This window comes from Comamonas sp. C11, assembly GCF_024496285.1.
GTDB lineage: Bacteria > Pseudomonadota > Gammaproteobacteria > Burkholderiales > Burkholderiaceae_C > Comamonas > Comamonas testosteroni_F.
Map to the genome: position 1 here is coordinate 2,757,233 of NZ_CP101743.1, position 20,613 is coordinate 2,777,845.

18 protein-coding genes are annotated in these 20,613 nt (G+C 61.7%); 9 read left to right on the forward strand and 9 right to left on the reverse strand.

Going from position 1 to position 20,613, the window contains the following annotated elements; translation table 11 throughout:
- Positions 1 to 291 precede the first annotated feature (291 nt).
- Entirely contained in the window at positions 292 to 768 is a 477-nt protein-coding gene (locus NOX35_RS12585; RefSeq protein ID WP_256496783.1) for a GFA family protein, read from the forward strand.
- Between the two features lie 141 nt (positions 769 to 909).
- On the opposite strand, the gene NOX35_RS12590 is transcribed toward NOX35_RS12585, so the two are convergent.
- From NOX35_RS12590 to NOX35_RS12600, 3 genes are all read right to left on the reverse strand, one after another.
- Positions 910 to 2,280, reverse strand: a complete 1,371-nt coding sequence (locus NOX35_RS12590; RefSeq protein WP_256496784.1) for an MFS transporter — start codon at positions 2,278 to 2,280, stop codon at positions 910 to 912.
- A gap of 766 nt (positions 2,281 to 3,046) precedes the next feature.
- Positions 3,047 to 3,403 carry a zinc ribbon domain-containing protein YjdM gene (locus tag NOX35_RS12595; protein WP_256496785.1) on the reverse strand — a complete coding sequence of 119 codons (357 nt, stop codon included), beginning with the start codon at positions 3,401 to 3,403 and terminating at the stop codon, positions 3,047 to 3,049.
- A 195-nt stretch (positions 3,404 to 3,598) separates the two neighbouring features.
- Positions 3,599 to 4,510, reverse strand: a complete 912-nt coding sequence (locus NOX35_RS12600; RefSeq protein WP_256496786.1) for a LysR family transcriptional regulator — start codon at positions 4,508 to 4,510, stop codon at positions 3,599 to 3,601.
- A gap of 88 nt (positions 4,511 to 4,598) precedes the next feature.
- Here NOX35_RS12600 and NOX35_RS12605 point away from each other — a divergent pair, with 88 nt between their 5' ends.
- Together NOX35_RS12605 and NOX35_RS12610 are read left to right on the forward strand one after the other, a co-directional pair.
- The gene (locus NOX35_RS12605; RefSeq protein ID WP_256496787.1) at positions 4,599 to 5,993 is read left to right on the forward strand and encodes an MFS transporter; all 1,395 of its coding nucleotides are present in this window, start codon (positions 4,599 to 4,601) and stop codon (positions 5,991 to 5,993) included.
- Positions 5,953 to 6,354 (forward strand): DUF4440 domain-containing protein, encoded by a 402-nt coding sequence (locus NOX35_RS12610; RefSeq protein ID WP_256496788.1) that lies wholly within the window; start codon positions 5,953 to 5,955, stop codon positions 6,352 to 6,354. Before NOX35_RS12605 ends, NOX35_RS12610 begins: the two co-directional genes overlap by 41 nt.
- Before the next feature lie 9 nt (positions 6,355 to 6,363).
- Here the strand turns inward: NOX35_RS12610 and NOX35_RS12615 are convergent, their stop codons facing one another.
- The 3 genes from NOX35_RS12615 to NOX35_RS12625 all read right to left on the reverse strand — a co-directional run bounded on the left by NOX35_RS12615 (position 6,364) and on the right by NOX35_RS12625 (position 10,321).
- Positions 6,364 to 8,220 (reverse strand): hypothetical protein, encoded by a 1,857-nt coding sequence (locus tag NOX35_RS12615; RefSeq protein WP_256496789.1) that lies wholly within the window; start codon positions 8,218 to 8,220, stop codon positions 6,364 to 6,366.
- A 6-nt stretch (positions 8,221 to 8,226) separates the two neighbouring features.
- A complete protein-coding gene (locus NOX35_RS12620) occupies positions 8,227 to 9,294 on the reverse strand; it encodes an AAA family ATPase (protein WP_182286998.1) in 1,068 nt (355 codons plus the stop codon).
- Between the two features lie 88 nt (positions 9,295 to 9,382).
- The gene (locus NOX35_RS12625; protein WP_256496790.1) at positions 9,383 to 10,321 is read right to left on the reverse strand and encodes a LysR family transcriptional regulator; all 939 of its coding nucleotides are present in this window, start codon (positions 10,319 to 10,321) and stop codon (positions 9,383 to 9,385) included.
- A gap of 177 nt (positions 10,322 to 10,498) precedes the next feature.
- Here NOX35_RS12625 and NOX35_RS12630 point away from each other — a divergent pair, with 177 nt between their 5' ends.
- The 5 genes from NOX35_RS12630 (at position 10,499) to NOX35_RS12650 (ending at position 17,271) form a co-directional block, all read left to right on the forward strand.
- The gene (locus NOX35_RS12630) at positions 10,499 to 11,842 is read left to right on the forward strand and encodes a DUF3100 domain-containing protein (RefSeq protein ID WP_182287000.1); all 1,344 of its coding nucleotides are present in this window, start codon (positions 10,499 to 10,501) and stop codon (positions 11,840 to 11,842) included.
- Between the two features lie 15 nt (positions 11,843 to 11,857).
- Positions 11,858 to 13,033, forward strand: a complete 1,176-nt coding sequence (locus NOX35_RS12635; protein ID WP_256496791.1) for a M20 aminoacylase family protein — start codon at positions 11,858 to 11,860, stop codon at positions 13,031 to 13,033.
- A 402-nt stretch (positions 13,034 to 13,435) separates the two neighbouring features.
- The gene (locus tag NOX35_RS12640; RefSeq protein ID WP_256496792.1) at positions 13,436 to 14,719 is read left to right on the forward strand and encodes a cation:proton antiporter; all 1,284 of its coding nucleotides are present in this window, start codon (positions 13,436 to 13,438) and stop codon (positions 14,717 to 14,719) included.
- On the forward strand, positions 14,709 to 15,869 hold the full coding sequence (locus NOX35_RS12645; protein ID WP_256496793.1) for a YbdK family carboxylate-amine ligase: 1,161 nt from the start codon (positions 14,709 to 14,711) through the stop codon (positions 15,867 to 15,869). The genes NOX35_RS12640 and NOX35_RS12645 overlap by 11 nt, the downstream gene beginning before the upstream one ends.
- 172 nt (positions 15,870 to 16,041) lie before the next feature.
- The gene (locus NOX35_RS12650; RefSeq protein WP_256496794.1) at positions 16,042 to 17,271 is read left to right on the forward strand and encodes a GGDEF domain-containing protein; all 1,230 of its coding nucleotides are present in this window, start codon (positions 16,042 to 16,044) and stop codon (positions 17,269 to 17,271) included.
- A gap of 6 nt (positions 17,272 to 17,277) precedes the next feature.
- Here the strand turns inward: NOX35_RS12650 and NOX35_RS12655 are convergent, their stop codons facing one another.
- From NOX35_RS12655 to NOX35_RS12665, 3 genes are all read right to left on the reverse strand, one after another.
- Positions 17,278 to 17,592, reverse strand: coding sequence for a DUF2322 family protein (locus NOX35_RS12655; protein ID WP_182287005.1), 315 nt, complete (start codon positions 17,590 to 17,592; stop codon positions 17,278 to 17,280).
- 61 nt (positions 17,593 to 17,653) lie between these two features.
- Entirely contained in the window at positions 17,654 to 18,406 is a 753-nt protein-coding gene (locus tag NOX35_RS12660; RefSeq protein ID WP_182287006.1) for a hypothetical protein, read from the reverse strand.
- A gap of 87 nt (positions 18,407 to 18,493) precedes the next feature.
- The gene (locus NOX35_RS12665; RefSeq protein WP_256496795.1) at positions 18,494 to 19,345 is read right to left on the reverse strand and encodes a DUF2167 domain-containing protein; all 852 of its coding nucleotides are present in this window, start codon (positions 19,343 to 19,345) and stop codon (positions 18,494 to 18,496) included.
- Between the two features lie 214 nt (positions 19,346 to 19,559).
- Here NOX35_RS12665 and NOX35_RS12670 point away from each other — a divergent pair, with 214 nt between their 5' ends.
- Positions 19,560 to 20,399 carry an aldo/keto reductase gene (locus NOX35_RS12670; RefSeq protein WP_182287008.1) on the forward strand — a complete coding sequence of 280 codons (840 nt, stop codon included), beginning with the start codon at positions 19,560 to 19,562 and terminating at the stop codon, positions 20,397 to 20,399.
- Positions 20,400 to 20,613: the final 214 nt, after the last annotated feature.

Consider the following 20,613-nt stretch of genomic DNA (forward strand, 5'->3'; position numbering starts at 1 on the left):
CTGAGATCGGGTCTCGGGACCTGTTCGAAAACAAAGGCAGCTCATGGGCTGCCTTTTTTATTTTGATAGCTGCTCGCGCTTAATTGGCAATCGCTGGAGGCATATTTGATTTTTATCTATGCCTGCCGATCTTCAATTTGCCGATCGGCAACCATGATGCGCATTCGGGAAACTTCAAAACTTCATAGCTGCTTGCGCCAGATAAATATGCGCTTGAGCCTGATTTGAACGATATTGGATGCCGTTGACTTCAGTGCTTGCCTCAAAGCCCCCCTTGATGGAGACAAACCCATGCCCAGCCCCCGCCTTGATTTTTTCCGACCGCTCCAAGCAGCCTGCCACTGCGGCGCAGTGCGCTTTACCGTTCTGCTAAGCGACGGCCTGAACACTGCGCGGCGCTGCAATTGCTCGTTTTGCCGCATGCGCGGTGCCGTGGCGGTGTCGGCCGAGCTGAGCGGAATCGAGGTGCTGCAAGGGCAGGATGCACTGACGCTCTACCAGTTCAACACCGGACAGGCCAAGCACATCTTCTGCAAGCATTGCGGCATCTATACCTTTCATCAGCGGCGCTCGTCGCCGCATCAGTACGGCGTGAATGTGGCTTGTATTGACGGCATGAGCCCGTTCGACTTTGCCGAAGTGGTGGTGAGCGAAGGGCGCTCGCACCCCAACGACCGCCGCGCAGGCGCTGCTGCGGGCAAGTCTGTGGCGGCAGGCTGGCTGAGTTACAAGGCGAATCCCTTGGCCGAAGCACAGCTTGAAGAATGATTTTGATAGCTGCTAACGCTTGACAGATAGCGTTAGAGGTCTTTTTGTATGGTTTTTCTGCGTTCGGGACCGGAACAGCCAGTCGGATAGACCTGCAGTAGCTCGAGGTGAGGGTGCTGCCCGGCAAGCGCCGGGCATGGCTCATCCGCGCCTGGTCTTGGCGTCGCGCACCGCCACCATCAGCACCAGTGCCGAGAGGACCAGCATGACCAGCACCAGATAGATGCTGTAGTGCCTGTTGCCAGTGTATTGGGTCAGCAGGCCGGCCAGTGTGGGGCTGGCGGCCGAGCCCAGGTTGCCCAGGCTGCTGATGAGGGCGATGCCGCCCGCGGCCACGGCCGGTGACAGATAGTCGCTGACCAGGGCAAAGAACAGCGGGGGCAGGGCCGCCAGACCGATCAGCGTGAAGGCCAGGGCAGTCAGCGAGCCTTCGAGATGGCCATGCATCTGAAGGGTGACGATCAGGCCGGCAATGGCCATGCCGCAAGCGATGAACAGATGCCAGCGGCGGTCGCGGAACCGGTCGGAGCTGGCACCGAAGGCAATCATGCCGAAGAAGCCTGCGACAAAGGGAATGGCCGAGTAGATACCGACATGCAGCACGTCCTGCACGCCCAGGTCCTGAATCACGGTGGGCATCCAGAAGACAAACAGATAGGTGGCGCCGTGCATCATGAAGTACACCAGTGACAGGGCATAGACCTTGGGGTCGCGCAGCAACCGGCCCAGAGTGGCGCTGCTATGGGCGGCCTTGTGCCCGTGGCCGCCGTGTTGAGCTGCCTGACCGCTATCGTTGGCCAGGTTGTGCTGCAGCCGCGCTTTTTCGGCGTCTGTCAGCCATTTAGCGTCGGCTGGCCTGTCTTGCAGATAGAAGTAGAGGATCAGGCCCAGCATGCAGGCGGGCGGGCCCTGGATGAGAAACAGCCATTGCCAGCCATGCAGGCCGTCGATGCCATCCATGTATTTGAGAATGGCGCCGCACAGCGGGCCGGCCACAATCGCCATGGCCATGACGGCTGAGAGAAAGATGGAGATCACACGGCCGCGGCGCGCCGAGGGGTACCAGTAGGTGAAGTACAGAATGACGCCGGGAAAGAAGCCGGCCTCGAACGCGCCCAGCAGAAAGCGCGCCACATAGAACTGCATGGGAGTGAAGACCCAGGCCATGGCCGTGGCGATGAGGCCCCAGACCAGCATGATGCGCATCAGCGTCTTGCGCGTGCCTATCTTCTCCAGCAGCAGATTGCTGGGCACTTCAAACAGAAAGTAGCCGATGAAGAACAGACCCGCGCCAAAGCCGTAGGCAGCGTCGCCGAAATCCAGCGTCTGCTTCATCTGGATCTGGGCATAGCCGATGTTGATGCGGTCCAGGTAGGCGACCATGTAGCAGATCAGCAGCAGGGGCAGCAGCCGCCAGCTGACCTTGGCATACAGGGCGTTGTCTGCATCGATGTCATGGCTGGTGTCTTGCCTGGGCGTTGCGCCCGAAATGGTCGTCGCGCTTGGGGTCATGCTTGTCTCTTGGAAGTTGGTATGGGGCACGGGGCGGATCCCTGCTGCACGAGTTGCAGGCATCACGGCGTAGACGCTGCAAGCCGCAGTGCTAGGACTAGGCAGGGCTTTTAGTTGTTGTCTTGATGCAGGGGGGGGACTGCGCAGGCCCACAGCGTCAAGCCTGTAAGGCTTTGGCTGCCAGGTCTTTGTGCCAGGACCTCGCCAGGCCAGTGCGGTGACTGTGAGCAGTGATTGGTGTGCTTGCCGTCGACTTCCCGGTTCATTTCCTGCTATTGCCCTTCATGGTCTGGACCTGGCTGCGCACGGGGTATGCATCAGCCTGTCTTGACCTCTGCAGGGGCAGAAATCAAGGAGTTCGAGGGGCAATGTAGGGCCGGTGCCGTGAATGGACTTAACGCATGCCGCAATTTAATTGCCAGATCATGACAGCCGAGGGTAAGCCTTAGGGTCGGCCCTGCCGTGGCAAGGCGGTGGAAGAAGCGGCAGTTTTGCGCGGCGATGGCGTGCGCCATCGAGAGCCATGTTCCCCTGAGCCTGCAGTTGCACGGGGGACAGACAGCCGTTTCATGGGCGGATGGCTGATGTGGCTGAGTCTGTTTTTTGATACGGCAGCGCTTTGAGATCAGTGCAGGGGCCGATCGGGCTTCTATTTGCACCAGCGGATTGCCAGAACTTTTGAGCCGCTACATGGTGCTCGAAGGAACGCCCGGCATGGCTCCGGGCGTTGGGTGGATCGCAGGGGACAGCGATGGGGAGGGCCGCGTCAGGCCTTTTTCAGAAACTCGGATTTGAGAATGAATGGACCCTGATCCGTCTTGCAGTCCACGTCATGGTCGCCGTTGTCATAGACCAGGCGGATGCCTTTGATCTTGGTGCCTTTTTTGATGACGGTAGAGGAACCCTTGACTTTCAGGTCCTTGACCAGCAGCACGCTGTCGCCGTCGGCCAGCGGCGTGCCGTTGGCATCCTTGATGATGCGGGGGCCGTTGTCTTCATCGGCAATGGTTTCTGTATGGGCCGACCATTCATGGGCGCAATCGGGGCAGATCAGCAGATCGCCATCGGGATAGGTATTGTCCAGGCCGCATTGGGGGCAAGAGGGGAGGGTGGCTGTGCTCAAGGATTCGCTTCCGTTCAAAGAGTAAGCACCAAGCCTAGCTGCTAAACAGTAGTGTCCCGGATTGGTGCGGATTGCAAGACGGCCATGCCCGAGGCTAGGGCGCAGCCGCATGGCATGAATTCTACGTTTTTGATAGCTGCTGGCGCTTTCTGGGTAAGCGTCAGAGGTTGTTTTGTCTTGAGTTCTTGTGGGGAATCAACGCACCAGATGCTCGGCCAGAAAGTCGATGAACACCCGTGTCTTGCGTGGCAGGTGGCGGCTGCCGGGGAAGACCAGGTGAATCGGCTGGCTGGGCAGGGCGTACTCGGGCAGCACGCGCTGCAGCTGGCCGCTGCGCACATCGTCCTGCACCAGCCAGTCGGGCAGCACGGCTACACCCAGGCCCGCCAGCGACAGCGTACGAATCGCGCTCGATGAATTGGACTGGTGGGCGGCGCGGCCCTGCACCTCGGTCTGCTGACCCTGGGCGCTTTCCAGCACCCAGTGCGTGGGGCTGTCCAGATTGCTGTTGGCAATCCAGGGCAGATCGGCCAGGTCTTGCGGCTGCTGCACGGCTTGCAGGCCAGTCAACCGGGGCGATGCGACCAGCCAGATTTCATAATCCGCCAGCTTGCGGCTTTTGAGGCTGGAATCGGCCAGGCTGCCCAGGCGCACAACCAGGTCGAGCTTTTCGGCTACCAGATCGCTGAGCGAGGAATTGGCATCGTGGCTGATGGCAATGCCTGGGTAGCGCTGCACAAACTGCGGGATCAGCGGCAGCACATAGCGCTCGCCAAACTCGGCAGTGGTGCTGATGCGTAGCTGCCCGCGCAGGCGGCGGCTGCCGTGCTGGGCATTGTCAAATGCAGCTTCGATATGGCCGAAGATCTGCTTGAACTCGTCATAGAACTGCTGGCCGCTTTCCGTCAACGCCACCGACCGCGTGCTGCGCACCAGCAACGTAATGGACAGGGCTTCTTCCAGCGCCTTTACATGCAGGCTGGCCATGGCCTTGCTGATCTTCAGGTAGTCGGCGGCCTTGGTGTAGCTGCCCAGTTCCACCACGGCCAGAAAAGTCTGCACGCGGTGAAGCTGGGTGTGGATGGCAGTGCTTGTGGTGGCGGCCATTGTTCAGTTTGATCAAACAAAGTATCAAGCATAGCGGTATCGACGTGGGCAACTGCGCTGCCTACTATGCGCAGCTCAAAGGACAGACATGAGCTACCGTTACCGCATTGCCCTGGTGTTTTTGACCGGGTTTTTTATCGACTGCATCAATATCTTCATGCCCGCAGTCGCCTTGCCACGCCTGGCTGCCGAGTTCGAGACAGCCAGCCTGGACACCGCCTGGGTGGGCAATGCCTACATCCTGGGCCTGACCTTGGTGATTCCCATCAGCACGCGGCTGGCCGGCCGCTGGGGCGCGCGGCGTTTGCTGGCAGCTTCCATGCTGGTGTTTGCACTGGCTGTGGCGGCTTGCGGCATGGCGGGCAGTTTTACGGCCGTGGTGGTTTGGCGCTTCGTGCAGGGAATGGCCGGCGGGCTGTTGATTCCCGTGGGGCAGGCCATGGCCTTTGCCTTGTTTCAGGGGGCGGAGCGTGCACGCATTTCCACCCTGGTCATGGCCGTGGCCCTGATTGCACCGGCTTTGTCACCGGGACTGGGCGGGCTGATTGTGGACAGCAGTTCCTGGCGCTGGGTGTTTTTTGCCAACATTCCGTTGGCTCTGGCAGCCGCGCTGCTGGCCTGGTGCTGGGTGCGCGATTCGGCAGAGTCATTCGAGCCGCCGGTTGCAGCCAAGCCGGATATGACCGGACTGCTGCTGATCGGCACGGCACTGACTGCCGTGCTCATGGGCATGTCGCTGTACGGTGCAGGCCGTGGCCGGGTCGGGGCGCTGCTGTGTCTTGCGCTGGGTCTGGCAGCCAGCGCGCTCTATCTGCGCCACTGGCGCAATGCGGCAGACCCAGTGGTCGAGCTGCGCCTGCTGCGCAGCCCACGCCTGCGGGTGTCCATGGCCGTGTACTACGCCGTGCCCGGCGTGTTTACCGGCGTCAATCTGCTGAGCCTGTTTTTTCTGCAAGACCTGCTGGCCCTGAGCGCCCAGCGCTCGGGCATGTTCATGCTGGTCTATGCCGGCGGCGCGCTGCTGGCCATGCTGATGTGCGGCCGCATCTACAACCGCGTGGGGGCGAGGCCGCTGTTTGTGGTCGGTCTGCTGCTGCACAGCCTGGGTATTGCCTGCCTGATGGCGGTGAACAGCACGGGCGATCTGCTAGCCCTGGTACTGGCCTATGCCCTGATGGGCCTGGGCGGCGGCCTGGCTGCCAACGCCGCGCAAACCACGGCGCTGATGGATTTTCACGGCTTGGAACTGCCCCAGGCCAGCGTGGTCTGGAACATCAACCGCCAGATGGCATTCAGCGTAGGCGCGGCCCTGTTTTTGATGATCTTCAACCTGCTGCAGCCGCATATCGGTGCGCTGGCGGCCTATCACGCAAGCTTTGCCGTTGCCGCCCTGGTGGGGCTGCTGCCGCTGACCTGTTTACACACCTTGAAAAAAGCCAGGCATGAACGACCAGAACCTCAAAGCCGCCGCACAAAGCATTAACGATGTGCATGCCCTGATCCAGACCGTTTTTACTCAAAAGGGCGATGCCGCCCAAGCTGCTGCCAAGGCGCTGATGCAGGTGTTTGCCGAGGGCTTCAGCATGGTCACCACAGGCGGCAGGATCGTGACGCGTGCCCAGTTACAGCAGATGTTTGAGGGCGCTGCTGGCGGCAGGCCCGGTTTGCAGATGGCGGTGGATGAGCTGACAAGCATCTGGCAGGTGGGCTCACATATCGCGCTGCGCTACCGCGAAACACATATGCTGGCCGGCGTTAGCCATGCGCGCTATTCCACGGCGATTCTGGAAGTCGCAGCTGACGGCGTGCTGTGGCATGCGCTGCACGAGACAGCTATTGCTTGATCTTGAATCTCAGTCCATCACAAAGATAGGCGCAGCTGTGCGAAACGGCAGCCTGCGGCCCGCAGGCAGCAGATAGGCATGCTCGCGTGGCACGCGCAGCGGGTCGCACTGGCCATCGGTGATGATGAGGATGGGGCCGTCCTTGGGAAAGTCGTCGGCCTGAAGCAGCAGATCCACGCCCGGTTGCAGCACGGTGCCGCCACGGCCTTTGAGGGCGATGCGCTGGGCAAGGTCGGCGGCCGGCAGATAGCCCAGGTCATAGGCCGCGGCATCGCAGCAGATCAGGCGCACAGCGGGCACATCCTTGGCCTCGGCATAGCTGGCGATGGCACCCAGTGCCTTGGCCAGCACATGGCGCTCCATGGAGCCCGAGGTGTCCAGCACCACGCCGAAGGTGCGGCCTTCCAGCCAGCGGCTGTCTGCCTGAATGCGGGGCCTGGGAATATCGGGCGTGGCGCTCTGGCGGCGGCTGATGCGGGCATAGCTGCGCCGCGTTTCAATGGGCGGAAAGTGGTGGTCGAACCAGCGTGCCAGCTCGACCTGCCAGTCAATCGGCGGCTGCAACAGAGCGCGGATTTCTTCGATCAGTCCCGCGGGCAGCAGCCCGCGTGCGCTTTGCTCGTGGCGCAGAAGGCCTTTACCCAGCTGGGTGCGGCAGAACTCGTCGATATCGGTGTAGTCGCCCGCGTTGCGCTGACCGCCCGCATTGCGCTCCAGCATGTCCCCCTGGCCACCGGCCAGGGTGCGCAGCTTGCGCATGCGGCGCAGATCGCTCGCGATGCGGTCGTAGACCTCTTCGGCGCTGAGCCCGCGCAGCTCGGGGTCGTAGAGCAGGCCAATGCCTGGCGGCTGGCCCACGTCCATCTGAATCAGCCAGTCGTTGATGACAAAGTCGCAGGCCACGTTCCACAGAAACGGCTCACGCCCGCGTCGGCGCAGCAGATGTCGCAGTGCGACGTGCAGGACTTCGTGGGCGATGACAAAGCGCAGCTCCAGCTCGGACAGGTGAGGGCCGGGGTTGATGTAGATGGTGCGCAGCACTTCGTCGACCGCGGCGACGGAGATGTCCTCGCGCTCGCAGATGCTGGCGTCCTCGACGATGTCAAACGCAGCGACCATGCTGCCCAGCAGTGGAAAGCTGTCCATGAACCAGTGGCGTGCGCGGTCCAGCGCGCTGCTGGCAGGGCGGCTCTGGCCAAACTCGCGGCGCACGCCTGCGGCCATTTCCACGGGCTGGGTGACGGAGCGGGCCAGGCCCGCGGCAAACATTTCGGGCCAGTTGCCGTACCTGCGCCAATACGGCTGAGGCTTGCTGGTGGAGGAGGCGGGCTGCGGCCATTGCTGCGGCAGGGCCAGGCTGGGGTGAGCGCCGCCCTGGCCGGGACCGGCCAGGCTCAGCGACTGCGCCCAGGCGGGTATGCCTTGTTCGCAGAACTGCACATACCACTGGGCCTCGTCGCGCTGGGGCAGTCCGTCGGGCAGTTCCATGCCTTCGGGCGGACGGCCCAGCTTGATGGTCTGGATGAAGCGGGCCGTGACGACATCGCAGGCCGCGCTCCAGTGTGCCCAATGGCTGCGGTCACGCTGAAACAGCTCCAGCGCGTAGCTGAGCGTTGCCCGCCCCAGGCAATACGCCCATTCCTCGGGGCTGGCCATGCGTTTGGGATGGATGTCGATCTGGCCGGTAAAGCGCTGGTGGTTGAGGCTGGCCTGAGCCCAGCCATGGGCCGGACACAGGGAATGTGCGCTGCGCACAAAGCCCAGACTGCGGCTGAGCTCGGTGAAGATGGGGTGTGCCTGCAGCAAGGCCAGGCCCTGCGTATAGGCCTGGGTGGCCGGCGTTTCGCGCGTTGGGGCTTTGGCCATCAGGCGTCAGGCCCTGGCCGTTTCGCGCGCTTCGACCAGTCGCGGCAGGTCGCGCACGATTTCCACCATATACCAGGCGGGCAGGGTCTGGCCGTCGCTTTCGGCGGTGACGATCTGGGCCATTTCCAGGCTGATCTGGGCCAGCTCCTTGAGCATGGCCTTGGACCGGTGCACGTTTTGCTGCAACTCGCCGCCGCTTTGCTGCTTGTCGGCGGGCAGGATCTTGAGCAGACGCGCGCGGAAGGCCTGGGCCAGGAAATACAGCACATCTCGGTCCTGCGGCGCATGGGGCCAGTTGGCGTCGCCCTTGAAGATGGCGTCCAGACGATGGCGGTCCTCGGCGAGTTTGTAGAAGGCCTTGAACTGCGCCGCATGCTGAGGCGTGAGGCAGCCGCTGCTCAGGGCCTCGAACGTATGCAGGTTCAGCGCATCGCCATAGGACTGCAGGGCGTCGCTCAGCATATGCCAGGAGCGCGGCGTGGAAAACGCCTCCTCATGCTTGGGCGGCTGGCTCCACAGATGGTCGGGACGCTGGGCCAGGTATTCGAGCACCAGAGTATGCAACTGGGCCTGCTGTGCCCATTGCAGCCACTCGCTGGCGCTGACCTTGAGCTGCACATGAATCATGCGGTTGACCAGGGCCGAGGACATGGTGCGCACAATCGCGGAGTCCTGGGCGCGGTTGCCTGCCGCAATCACGATGGAGCCCTCGGGCATCAGGTATTCGCCCACGCGGCGCTCCAGAATCAGGCTGTAGAAAGCCTTTTGCACATCCTGGCTGCAGGCGTTGAGCTCGTCCAGGAACAGGCAATAGGGCTGCTCGCGCGCAATCATGGCGGGCGGGCAAAAGCGGGTCACGCCGTCAATGATCTGCGGCACGCCCAGCAAATCTTCTGGCGCGAGCTGGCTGCCCAGCAGGGACACGCAGTCAAGCCCCACGCTTTGCGCAAAGTTCTGTACCAGTGCCGACTTGCCGATGCCTGGCGGCCCCCAGATGAACACGGGGCGTACGGTGGCGACGTTGAGAAGGAATTCGCTCAGTTGCGACGGAGTGAGAGCCAGACTGGTTTGCATGCTGCGTGCAGTCTAAGGCAAGTGCAGCGGTGTCCTGAGTATGCTCAGGCGTCCATGACCCGGGGTCTCGCGCGTCGCCGGTCGTCGCTCAAGGCTCCTGGAACGCCTGCATGCCTTGCATGCAATACAGCAGAAAGCGATTGGCCGCCGGGGACAGATGGCGGCCGGTGCGGGTGATGAGTTGCATTTCGGCGTCAAGAAATGCAGGGTTGTGAATGGGAATGGCGCGCAGGCGCCCGCTTGCCAGCTCGGCCGTGACGGAGCAGGGCGGCAGCAGGGTCACGCCCTGACCGCTGGTGACAAAGGCCAGCAGTACGCTGATGAGATTGCTGGTCAGCGCGGGGCTGAGGTGGATCTTGTCCTTGTGTTCCGCATACTCCACGAGCTGGCGAATTCCATACACGCCTTGCAACATGGCAACAGGCCATTGGCTGAGCTCCTGCAGCGAGGTTTGCTCAGCGCTGGCCAGCGGGTGCTGCGCATGCACGATGGCATGCATGGGCTGGCGCGCCGCACCGCGTGCGGTGATATGACTGTCGGCGGGCGGGTAGTAGACCAGGCCGATCTCGGCAGCATCCTCGCGAATGCGGCGCATGATCTCGGTCGTGCCGTAGATTTCCAGCGAGATGCTGACGCCCGGATATTGCTGGCGAAAATTGCGAATGGGGCCGTCGATCAGCTCCTGCGCAAAGCCCTCGCCACTGACCACGCTGACACTGCCGCTGTGCAGGCCGCGCAGCGCATCGACCTTGGCCAGCATGTCGTGGCGGTGGGCCGTATGTTCGCGGTGATAGTCCAGCAGCAACTGGCCGGCCTCGGTGGGCACCACGCCGCTGCGATGGCGCTCCAGCAGGGTCAGGCCCAGTTCCTCTTCGAGCAGGCTGATCTGGCGGCTGACGGCCGAGGGCACGATGCCAAGTTTTTCGGCTGCGGCACGAACGGAGCCGCAGTAGACGGCTTCAAACAGATAGCGGGCGCGGGAGTCTTGAAAGGCGGGCATGCGGCGATTGTCGTCGCCAAATTGCATCTGTATTCATACGTATGTTCACTTTTTTAGAACAGAAAAAGAATGCATATGCAATAAATGCATTGTTATATTCAGCGCCCGCATGGGTGAGCGCCAGCTTGGGCTGGCCGTGCCCATTTTCAGGGTTCAAAGCTATTTCAGCGCGTCGGCAGCGGCCGTCGTGCGCAAGGAAAGTTGATGCGTACAGAGGTGCAGCCGGCCAAGGCCGCGTTGAATGTGGGCAGCGTGGTGCAGGTATTTGCGCTGGCGCTGGTGATTGCGGCATTGTCCGAGTGGCTGGGGCCGCTGCCCATTTCGCTGGGCGTGGGCAAGGTGGTGCTGCTGCCCATGATCTGGGCACTGCTTATCGGCCTGGTGCTGGGTCTGCTGCGCAAGCGCATGCCCGGCCCGCTGCAACTGGGCCTGTACAGCCAGAACCTGGCCGCTGCCGTGCTGTCTTGCGCGCTGTTTCTGTTCATTGCCAAGCTGGGTCTGCTGGTCGGTGGGTCGCTGCCCAAGCTGGCGGAAGTCGGCTGGGGACTGGTGTTGCAGGAGTTGGGCAATCTGGTCGGTTGCGTCGCCCTGGGCATGCCCGTGGCACTGCTGCTGGGCATCAAGCGCGAAGCCATTGGCGCGACGTTCTCCATCGGTCGTGAGCCGGGTCTGGCCATCATCGGCGAGCGTTTCGGCATGGATTCGCCCGAAGGCCGTGGCGTGCTGGCCGAGTACATCACCGGCACGCTGATCGGCGCCATTTTCATCTCGCTGCTGGCCGGCTTTGTCTCCAGCCTCAATATCTTCCACCCGCTGGCCCTGGGCATGGGCGCCGGCGTTGGCTCGGGCAGCATGACGGCTGCCGCTGTGGGCGCGATCGCCGCCCAGCATCCCGAGATGAGCGACCAGATCGCCACCTTTGCCGCTGCTGCCAATCTGATTGCGACGACGGTGGGCACTTATCTGACGCTGTTCATCTCGCTGCCCCTGGCCCTGCGTGCCTATCAATGGCTGGAGCCGATTCTGGGCCGCAAGCGCAAGCAGGCCGTGGTGGAGCAGGCGGTAGACCTGTCTGCCGCCAAGGACGAAGAACAGGCGCAGGTGCCGGCGCTGGGTCTGGGCATGCGCTTCGCTTCCTGGGTTCTGGTCGGCGCCATGGTGCTGATCGGCAACCGCATCGGCCATGGCGTGCCCGTGATGGATGCGCTGCCCGGCGTGCTGCTCATCATTGCCGCTGTGTTTGTCGGCGACCTGATCTATGTCGGCACGCGCCGCATGCTGCCCGCCGTGTGCTGGATTTCGTTCATCGCCATGGCCATGACCTTCCCGCTCACGCCTTATGCCGCCGAAGTGGCAGCTTTGACCGGCAAGGTCAACTTCCTGGCCATGATCACGCCCATGCTTACGTTTGCGGGCCTGTCGCTGGCCAAGGACATCCCGGCCTTCCGCCGTCTGGGCTGGCGCATCGTGGTGGTTTCGCTGCTGGCCAATGCCGGTGTGTTCCTGGCCGCGACGCTGATCGCCCAGACCTTTGTCCACACGCTGTAAAACCGGAGCAAGACCATGATGAACACCATCAAATGGCCCGGCCAGCAGGAGCTGCAAGCCTGGCGTCACGACTTTCATCGTCATCCCGAAACCGCGTTTCAGGAGCACCGTACCAGCGCACGCGTGGCTGAGCTCCTGAAGAGCTTCGGTCTCGAAGTGCACACCGGCCTGGCCGGCACCGGCGTGGTCGCCGTGCTCAATGGCAGTCTTGGCGTCGGACCCTCCATCGGCCTGCGCGCCGATATGGATGCGCTGAATGTGACGGAACTCAACCAGTGTGAGCATGCGTCCACGCACGCCGGTCGTATGCATGCCTGTGGCCATGACGGGCATACCAGCATGTTGCTGGGGGCGGCCCAGGCTCTGAGCTCGGCGCCCGATTTTGCGGGGACCGTGTATTTCATCTTCCAGCCCGCCGAGGAAAACGAAGGTGGCGCGCGCGCCATGATCGAAGAAGGGCTGTTCAAGCGCTTTCCCATGGACGCGGTCTACAGCATGCATAACTGGCCGGGTCTGCCGGTGGGTACGGCGGCCGTGCATTCCACAGCCGTGATGGCGGCCTTCGACATCTTTGACCTGACGCTGAGCGGCAAGGGCTGCCATGCCGCCATGCCGCATCTGGGCAAGGACGCGCTGCTGGCGGCCTGTCAGCTGGTGACGCAGCTGCCCGCGCTGATTGCGCGCGAACAGGAGGTTCACAAGCCGGCCGTGCTGAGCGTGACCAGCTTCAACGCCGGCGATACCTACAACGTGATGCCCGAAGTCATCAAGTTGCGCGGCACCGTGCGCTGCTTCGACATGCCTCAGCGCGCGCGCATCGAACAACGTTTTCGCGATGCGATTGCCGCGACCTGCGCGCTGCACGGCCTGGAGGCCCATCTAGACTACCGCGTCAGCTATCCAGCGACCATCAACAACCCCAGGCATGCGGAAGTCTGCGCCGAGGTGCTGACCAGCGTGCTGGGCGAAGGCAAGGTGCGCCGCGATATGGTTCCCAGCATGGCCTCGGAAGACTTTGCCTTCATGGCGCAGGAATGCCCGGGCGTCTATATCTGGCTGGGCAATGGCGAGGACAGCGCCTCTCTGCACAATCCCAAGTACGACTTCAATGACGCCAATCTCCCGCTGGGTATGCGTTACTGGGTGGCGCTGGTGGGTACGCTGCTGAAGGACGGCAAGCTGCCAGCCTGAGAGCGCAGTTTTTGCCATACATACCTACGCCGGGTCAACGCAGAGTTGAGCCCGGCGTTTTTTATGATTTGGCGGTTTGCAAAACTGCACCAAGCAATGCATTCGGTCACAGAAATGTCGGAAGGCTGACACCCTTTAACGCCATTGGATGCAGGAGCCCTATGATGTTTGTAGCGCTCCGAGATAGTTCCTCTCGTTATCTGAACGGGAACTGGGGCGTGCGTGGCGGCCACCTTGATCCTGTGGGTGAAGAGCTGGTTGCGCAATAGCAGGTGTTGCATTCCGGCGCATGGCCGGGATTTCACGCGGCGCTGACCGCATCTCTTTCGCAACGCTGCCTGCACCAACCCTGGTGCCACGACTTTGTCGCATTGTCCGGGTCTTGATACAGGAGGGCGCTATATGCCGTTCGGCAATCTGGAGGCGGGCATCTGGCCTGCCGGATTTCCACCGCTGCTGAGCTGGTGCGTGCTGGTTTCGGCCGCCGCCTTGCTCGGTCATCTGGTTCATCGCTTTACCGGCTATCCACGCATGCTTGGCTACACGATGGTCGGTCTGCTTGCCGGCTGGGTGGGGTTTGGTGACCTGCCCTGGCCTCTGCAGGGCAGTTCGGCGCTGTTGCTGGAGCTTGCCGTGGGCGCGAGCTTGTTGCTGGCTGCATCTCAGGTTTCTCTTCCCTGGCTGCTGCGTCAGCCCTGGCTGCTGCTGCAAAGCCTGGGTGAGTCCTTGTTGACTCTGGTGGTGGTGACTGCCGCCTTGCTGGTCCTGGGGTGGGGCTGGGCCGTCGCGCTGGCCGTCGGCGTGATATCCATGGCGGCATCGCCGGCTGTACTGCTGCGCATTGCCGATGATTTGCGTGCCAGCGGTGCAGTGACGGATCGCAGTCTGCTGCTGGCAACCATCAGCACCTTGCTGGCGCTGCTGGGGGCGCTGGTGCTGACGGTGGTATTTGTTCCGGCCACGGCTGCGGCGGGCGGCGGCCTGCAGTTCTCGGCTGCGGGACTGGGGCGTTTGCTGCTCAGCCTGCTGTTGACCCTGTTCTGGGCCTTGCTGGTCACGGCTGCTTTCTGGCCGGTGTTGCGTTGGCAGTCATCGCGCAGCGACAGCACGGCCTTCTATCTGCTCGCGGCCATGACTGCGGTCTGCCTGCTTGCCGAGCAATGGGGCGGTTCGGCTGCGCTGGGCTTTATGGTCGCGGGGCTGATGCTGCGCAATCTCAGCCCCATGCCCTTGATCTGGCCCCAGGCCTTTCAGGCGGCCAATGCCATGCTCAATCTGCTGATGTTTGTACTGGTTGCCAGTATGGCCGCCCAGGTCGGCATGTCGTTCGCTCTTGTGTCGGTAGTGGCTAGCGCTGTACTGGCAAGGGCAGTCGGCAAATTCTCTGCGGTTTTGCTATTGGGACACGGTACGGCCATAGGCTGGCGCAGACAATGGCCCGTGGCCTGCGGACAGTTTGCGCTCTCGGGTGTGGCCCTGCTCATGGTCTCTGTCCTGGTGTTGCAGTGGACTGCCTTCAACGCCAGCGTGGCCCAGCAGCTCGCGGCCATTGCCTTGCCCATGATTGCCTTGTGTGAGGTACTGGGTGTGCTGTTGGCTGCAACGGCGCTGTGGCGCAGCGGCGATGCCCATCGCGGCGTGGGCCGCGCAGCCTTGCAAAGAGGGGAGAGACGTCATGACGCATGAAGTCGAACACATCCAACCGACTGCAGCAGAGGCTGGTGGCCTGGGCGAATTCGCTCCATCTCAGGCGTTGACGCTGGGCGTGGAGCTGGAGTTGCAGCTGCTCAACACCCATCACTACGATATGACGCCTTATGCGCCCGATATGTTGGCACTGCTCAAGAACGCCAAGGTTCCAGGCTCCATCGTTCCCGAGGTGACGGCCAGCATGATCGAAATCTCGACCGGCATTTGTAGCGATGCACAGGACGCGTATGAGCAGTTGGCGGTCACGCGCGATGCCCTGGTCAAGGCGGCTGACCGGCTCAATATCGCGCTGGCCGGTGGCGGTACGCACCCGTTTCAGCAATGGCACCAGCAGCGCATTTACGACAAGCCGCGCTTCAAGGAACTGACGGCGCTGTACGGCTATCTGACCAAGCAGTTCACCATCTTCGGCCAGCATGTGCATGTGGGCTGTCCCGGTGCCGATGATGCGCTGATGATGCTGCACCGGCTCTCGCGCTATATCCCGCATTTCATTGCGCTGTCCGCATCCAGCCCCTTTGTGCAGGGGCAGGACACGGCGTTTGACTCTGCGCGCCTGAACTCGGTGTTCGCATTTCCTCTCTCGGGGCGCGCGCCATTTGCCTTGCACTGGGAGGACTTCGAACGCTACTTTGTCAAGATGGCTGCCACGGGCGTGATTCACAGCATGAAGGACTTCTACTGGGATATCCGTCCCAAGCCGGAGTTCGGCACTGTGGAAGTACGTGTCTTCGATACGCCATTGTCCATCCATCGCGCGGCGCAACTGGCGGCCTATGTTCAGGCGCTGGGCGCCTGGTTCCTCAGTGAGCAGCCCTTCGAACCCAGCGAAGACGACTATCTGGTCTACACCTATAACCGCTTCCAGGCCTGCCGGTTTGGTCTGGACGGCACCTATGTGGACCCCGCCTCCAGCGAGCAACTGCCGCTGCGCGAGCATATTGAGCAGACGCTGGAGCGCATCATCGCCCATTCGCCGGCATCCGGCAAGAGCGCTTTGCGGGAGCTGGCCCAGGTGCTGCAGGGCGGCAACGATGCGAGCTGGCTGCGCGGGAGCTATGCCCGGGTGCAGCAGTTGCCGGAGGTGGTACGCCAGGCTTCGCTCAGATTTGCCGGCAGGCCCTGATTGGCGTTGACATTATCGGCTCGGCGCAAGGCATTAGAGTTGCCAGCACTTAAGAGTGCGGGTTGATAAGGCTTGAGTAAAGCCTGTGCCAGTCCTGCTTTGACCCGCGGGTCCGGCTTTCCTCATGGCCTGAGCCAAGCGGCGCCTGCCTTTATCGGAAATGAGCGATTTCATGGTTGCGACCGTCATCCTTGGCATGCTCTGCGTGCATCTGTTGTGTTTTTGCGTGCTGTTCATGCTGATCAGTCGCAGGCTGCCCGGCAGAAAAATGGGCATGGAAGTCTTTGCTCTGGGCAATCTGCTGCTTGGCTGCGCGTATATATTGCAGCTGCTGGGCGGCAAGCCTGGCTGGAGTGTTATGAGCCTCGTCAATCACACGCTGACGCTGTGCGCGCCGGTAGTGTATGTGCTGGGCGCGATGCGGTTCTTCAATCAGCCGACCCCGGTATGGCGTCCGCTGGTGGTTCTGGCGCTGGCCTACAGTGCGGCTCAGGTGCTGGTGCAGTCTGCGCTGGGTCCGGAGGCGCGTCATGCCATGTTGGCTGCGGCCTGCGCTTTGCTGTTTCTCTGCATGACGATCGCTTTGCTCTGGGGAACGCGCAGCTTTGCCAGGAATATGGCCGTGGAGATGGTGGTGTTTGCCATCCTGATCGCGGGCATATGTGTTCTCAATGCCATGAAGTTCATGCTGATTCTGAAGGGGGGATTGCAGGCTTTGGACATGAACAGCCGGTTCCAGATGGTGTTCTATGTCTATATGTCTTTCCTCGGTACGGTGATTCCGCCAGGCGCTGTCTGGCTGGCCTTGCGCCGTCTGACCGATGAACTCGGCAGCATGGCAGCGCAGGACCCGCTGACCAAGCTGCTCAATCGTCGTGGTTTGCTAGATGGTCTGGAGGCGCATTTCGCAGCCAGGAAAGCCGAACCTGTCCACCTCTTGATCGTGGACATTGACCATTTCAAGCGCATCAACGACAACTATGGACACCAGTTTGGCGACAACGTGCTGTGTCGCGTGGCAGAAGCGATTCAGCAGAGCACGCGCAGAAGTGATCTGAAATGTCGTCTGGGCGGCGAGGAGTTTCTGGTCCTTTGCCCGGGCCTGAAGGGCGATGAAGTTCTGCAACTGGCCGAAAGAATACGTGCGGCGATTGCAGCAATCGCGATACCTGGAATCAGCCTGCACGGCTCTGTCACTTGCACGGCGACGATTGGCGTTTCCAATCCGTTCATCACTTCTAAGGCATTTGACATCACGCTGCAGCAGGCCGATATTGCTCTTTATCGGGGCAAGAGCGCCGGGCGCAACCGCGTTCAGCGTGCGGACCCCGAATACCTTGTGCCTCAGGTGCCAGAAAGCAAGGCAAGAAGATCAAGCCTTTCTAACCGGGAAAGGGCCTGAGGGCAGTCAGGCGGCGATCACCGTCACGGCATAGCCCTTGCCGCTGGCAATCACGTCCAGAAGGCGATCGATATTGGGATGGGCACCGGGGCGTGCCTTGGCGTCTTCGGTATGCTCGGCAAACAGCTGCAGACCTTCTTCGGCAGCGGCGACATTGATGCTGCCATGTCTTGCGTAGAGCGCGTTGTAGACCGTGACCGAGCCGGCTTTGCCAGGCGCATTCGGGATGCTTGCGGCCAGCTTGCCCTCCGAGTCGATCAGCTGCAGCTCGGCGATATGGGCGATGGAGGGAAGTTGCTTGAGGTTGTCGGAAAAGGCCATGGTGTGCTCGCGATGGTCGCTATGATGGAACCCGCTATTGTGGGGCAGCCTGATGGCCTGTTCAGTTTCGGGCCTTGTTTTGCTCCAGCGCCCGCAGCGCCTGCTGCATCTGCGCAAGCGCTGGCGCATATTCGGGCAACTCGGCAATTTCATCCATTTCGCGCTGCATCAGTTGCTGAACCTGTGCTGCGAGGTCCTGCCACTGCGGGGCGCTCATGAGTGCCTGCGCCGCCTGCAAGAAATCAGCTTCAGTCTCGTAGGACAGCGAAAGCTTGCGCACCACATTGAGGGCAAATGGCGGGCACAGCAGAATCTGAAATGCAGTGGAGCGCGCGAAGGCACGATTGCTGTGGCCCTGCTTGCCGTGGCGCAGGGCCAGCCAGCTCAGGCAGGCGGTGCTGAGATAGATCAGCGCGAGTGCGATCAGCTGCAGCAGTTCGGAATGCAGCACCAGCAAGGCGGCGGGAAGACCGAGAAACAGCAGTGCCGCCAGCAGATACAGCGGCAGCGCAAACGCCTTGAAGCTGCGGGCATGTGCCTCCACTGCCTTTGAAAATACCGCGTCACCGGGCAGATGAATCCGGGTGGTGCTCCAGCGCTGCCGGTAGGCGGGCCGGTGCAGTGCAAAGACAGGCAGCCATAGCAGGCGGTTCTGACGCAGCTCGAAGCCCTGGCTGGCCAGTTGTGCCCGCCATCCCGATCGTAGCGGGCTCAGCAAACCCTCTTCTGGCTTGAGCAGCAAGGCAGTGTCATAAAGATAGAACAGTACGATGGCCAGAACTACCTGCAGCTGCGTGGAGATCGTGAAGTACAAGACGGCTTTCGTGACAAGACAAACCCCGCGATCTTAGCGATGCGCGGGGTGGGGTTGCAGGAGTGAAGCTGCGGCCGACCTAATGCTTTATTCAGCGGCTTTCTTGCGGCCAAGCAGTTTGCCTATGCCAGCGAACAGCGCGACCGCTGCGGCGGCGATGATCTTCCAGCCTGCAGCCAGAAAGCCTGCAATCGCACCCCAGAGGCCTTTCTTGGTGGCCACTGCGGCAGCACCGCCGAGTACCAGTGCACCCAGGCCGATGGCGGCGACCTTGTCACCGTTCTTGAACTCGGCATAGGTCTGGCCGCTGTTGTAGTCGAAGCCGGCGAGTACCTTTTTGAACTCATCGGTGTTCTGGGCGAGTGTGGCGGTGTCGGATACCAGGGTGGCTGTCATCACGCCGCTGCGGCCCAGAATGCGCGAGGTGTAGTTGACATTTTTCTCGCCCGACTCTCCGCGCAGACGCAGGCCCCACTCAAGTCGCTTGGTGGCGGTGTCGTAATGTGGGGGAACCTGCCAGCCATCGGTGTACAGCGCTTCAAGACCCAGCTTCTTGCGTTGCTCGTTGCCGGCCTTGTCGCCTGATTGCATGGATTTGAGCAAGTCGTTGGCATCGATCTTCTCGTCATCCTTCACGTAACCAGTTTCGTCATAGGAGAACACTGCAAACCAGTCCAGCGATTTGGGCGCAATCAAAAAGTGATCGCTGCTGGGCGGGTTGCCAAATGCCTGCAGCAGCTTGGACGTGTCGGCCTGTGCGAGAAAGGCATAGCCCGATGGAATCTTGATGCTGGCCTTGTCGGCGATTTCTCCCTTGCCGCTTTCCTGCCAGTGCAGGGCCTTGATTTCAGGAGGTAACTCCTGAGTGGCTTCAGTCTTGGCCGAGACGCCCAGAGAAAGTGACAGGCCGAGAACGGCGGCCGCGATGGACTTGAACATTCAATGAACTCCCGTGTTATGAATTTATTGAGGAAAGCTATTGGTAATAGCGAACTTGATTTCACATACATATTCGAATCATCGTCGTCGATTCGCAAGCGAAGCATAACGTGGCTCAAACTGAGCTGACACAAGTAGCCGGATTGATAGCGCAAAGCGTCAGTAATATCAGACAAACAGCATGTTTTTAGGAATTTTCTTGGAGATCGGTCATATGCACAGTGCCATAGCTTTCTTACAGGGACATGCCAGTCTGGGCATGGGTAGCTGGCATCTTGGCCAGGGGCGGCGTAGCTGGGACGAGGAGAAAGCGGCCTTGCTCACGGGGTTGCAGCTCGGCCTGAGCGTGATCGACACTGCCGAGATGTATGGCGACGGCCTATCCGAGAAACTGATTGGCGATGTGCTGCGTGAGTGGCCGTCCAGCAAGCCCCGGCCCTTTCTGGTCAGCAAGGTGCTGCCCATGCATGCTGGCCGCAAGGGAGTGATGCGTGCGTTCGGTGCCAGCTGCGAGCGCTTGGGAGTGGACTGCATGGACCTGTATTTGCTGCACTGGCGTGGCAGTACGCCGCTGGCCGAGACGGTGGCAGCGTTCGAGGACCTGAAGATGCAGGGCAAGATTCGCCATTGGGGCGTCTCCAATTTCGACACCGACGATATGAAGGAGCTGTGGCAAGTGCCGGGCGGACGCAACTGCGTGGTCAATCAGGTGCTCTACAACGTTTTCAGCCGCGGCATCGAATATGACTTGCTGCCCTGGTGCCAGAACAACGGCGTGACCGTGATGGCGTATTGCCCGCTTGGACATGGTGAGCTGATCGAGCAAAGTTTGCTGGCCGAAATCGGTGCTCGCCATGGTGTCAGTGCCAGTGTGGTGGCTCTGACCTGGGCGCTGCGCAGCGGCCATGTGCTGCCAATTCCCGAGAGCGGCTCGGCAGACCATATCCGAGACAACGTCTGCGCACTGCAGCTCAGGCTCAGTGCCGAGGAGCTGGCGCTGATCGATGCTGCATCGCCCCCGCCGCGCTTCAAGCAGCCGCTGGACATTCTCTGAGCAAGAAGGGCGTCAGCGTCGGTCGAGGTGGCGTTGCCGGTGGCGGTCCCTGCCTGTGCCGGCTCCCAGACCAATGCCCCTCGCTCCCATTTCTGCTCCCGGATCGCTGGCGCCTGCGTCATCATTGCCACCAGCACTCTGACCTTCGACGGCTTTGCAGATCCCTACGGCTGCCCCGTGCTCGGCCGTGTTCTTGCGCGATCCGGGCTAAGCG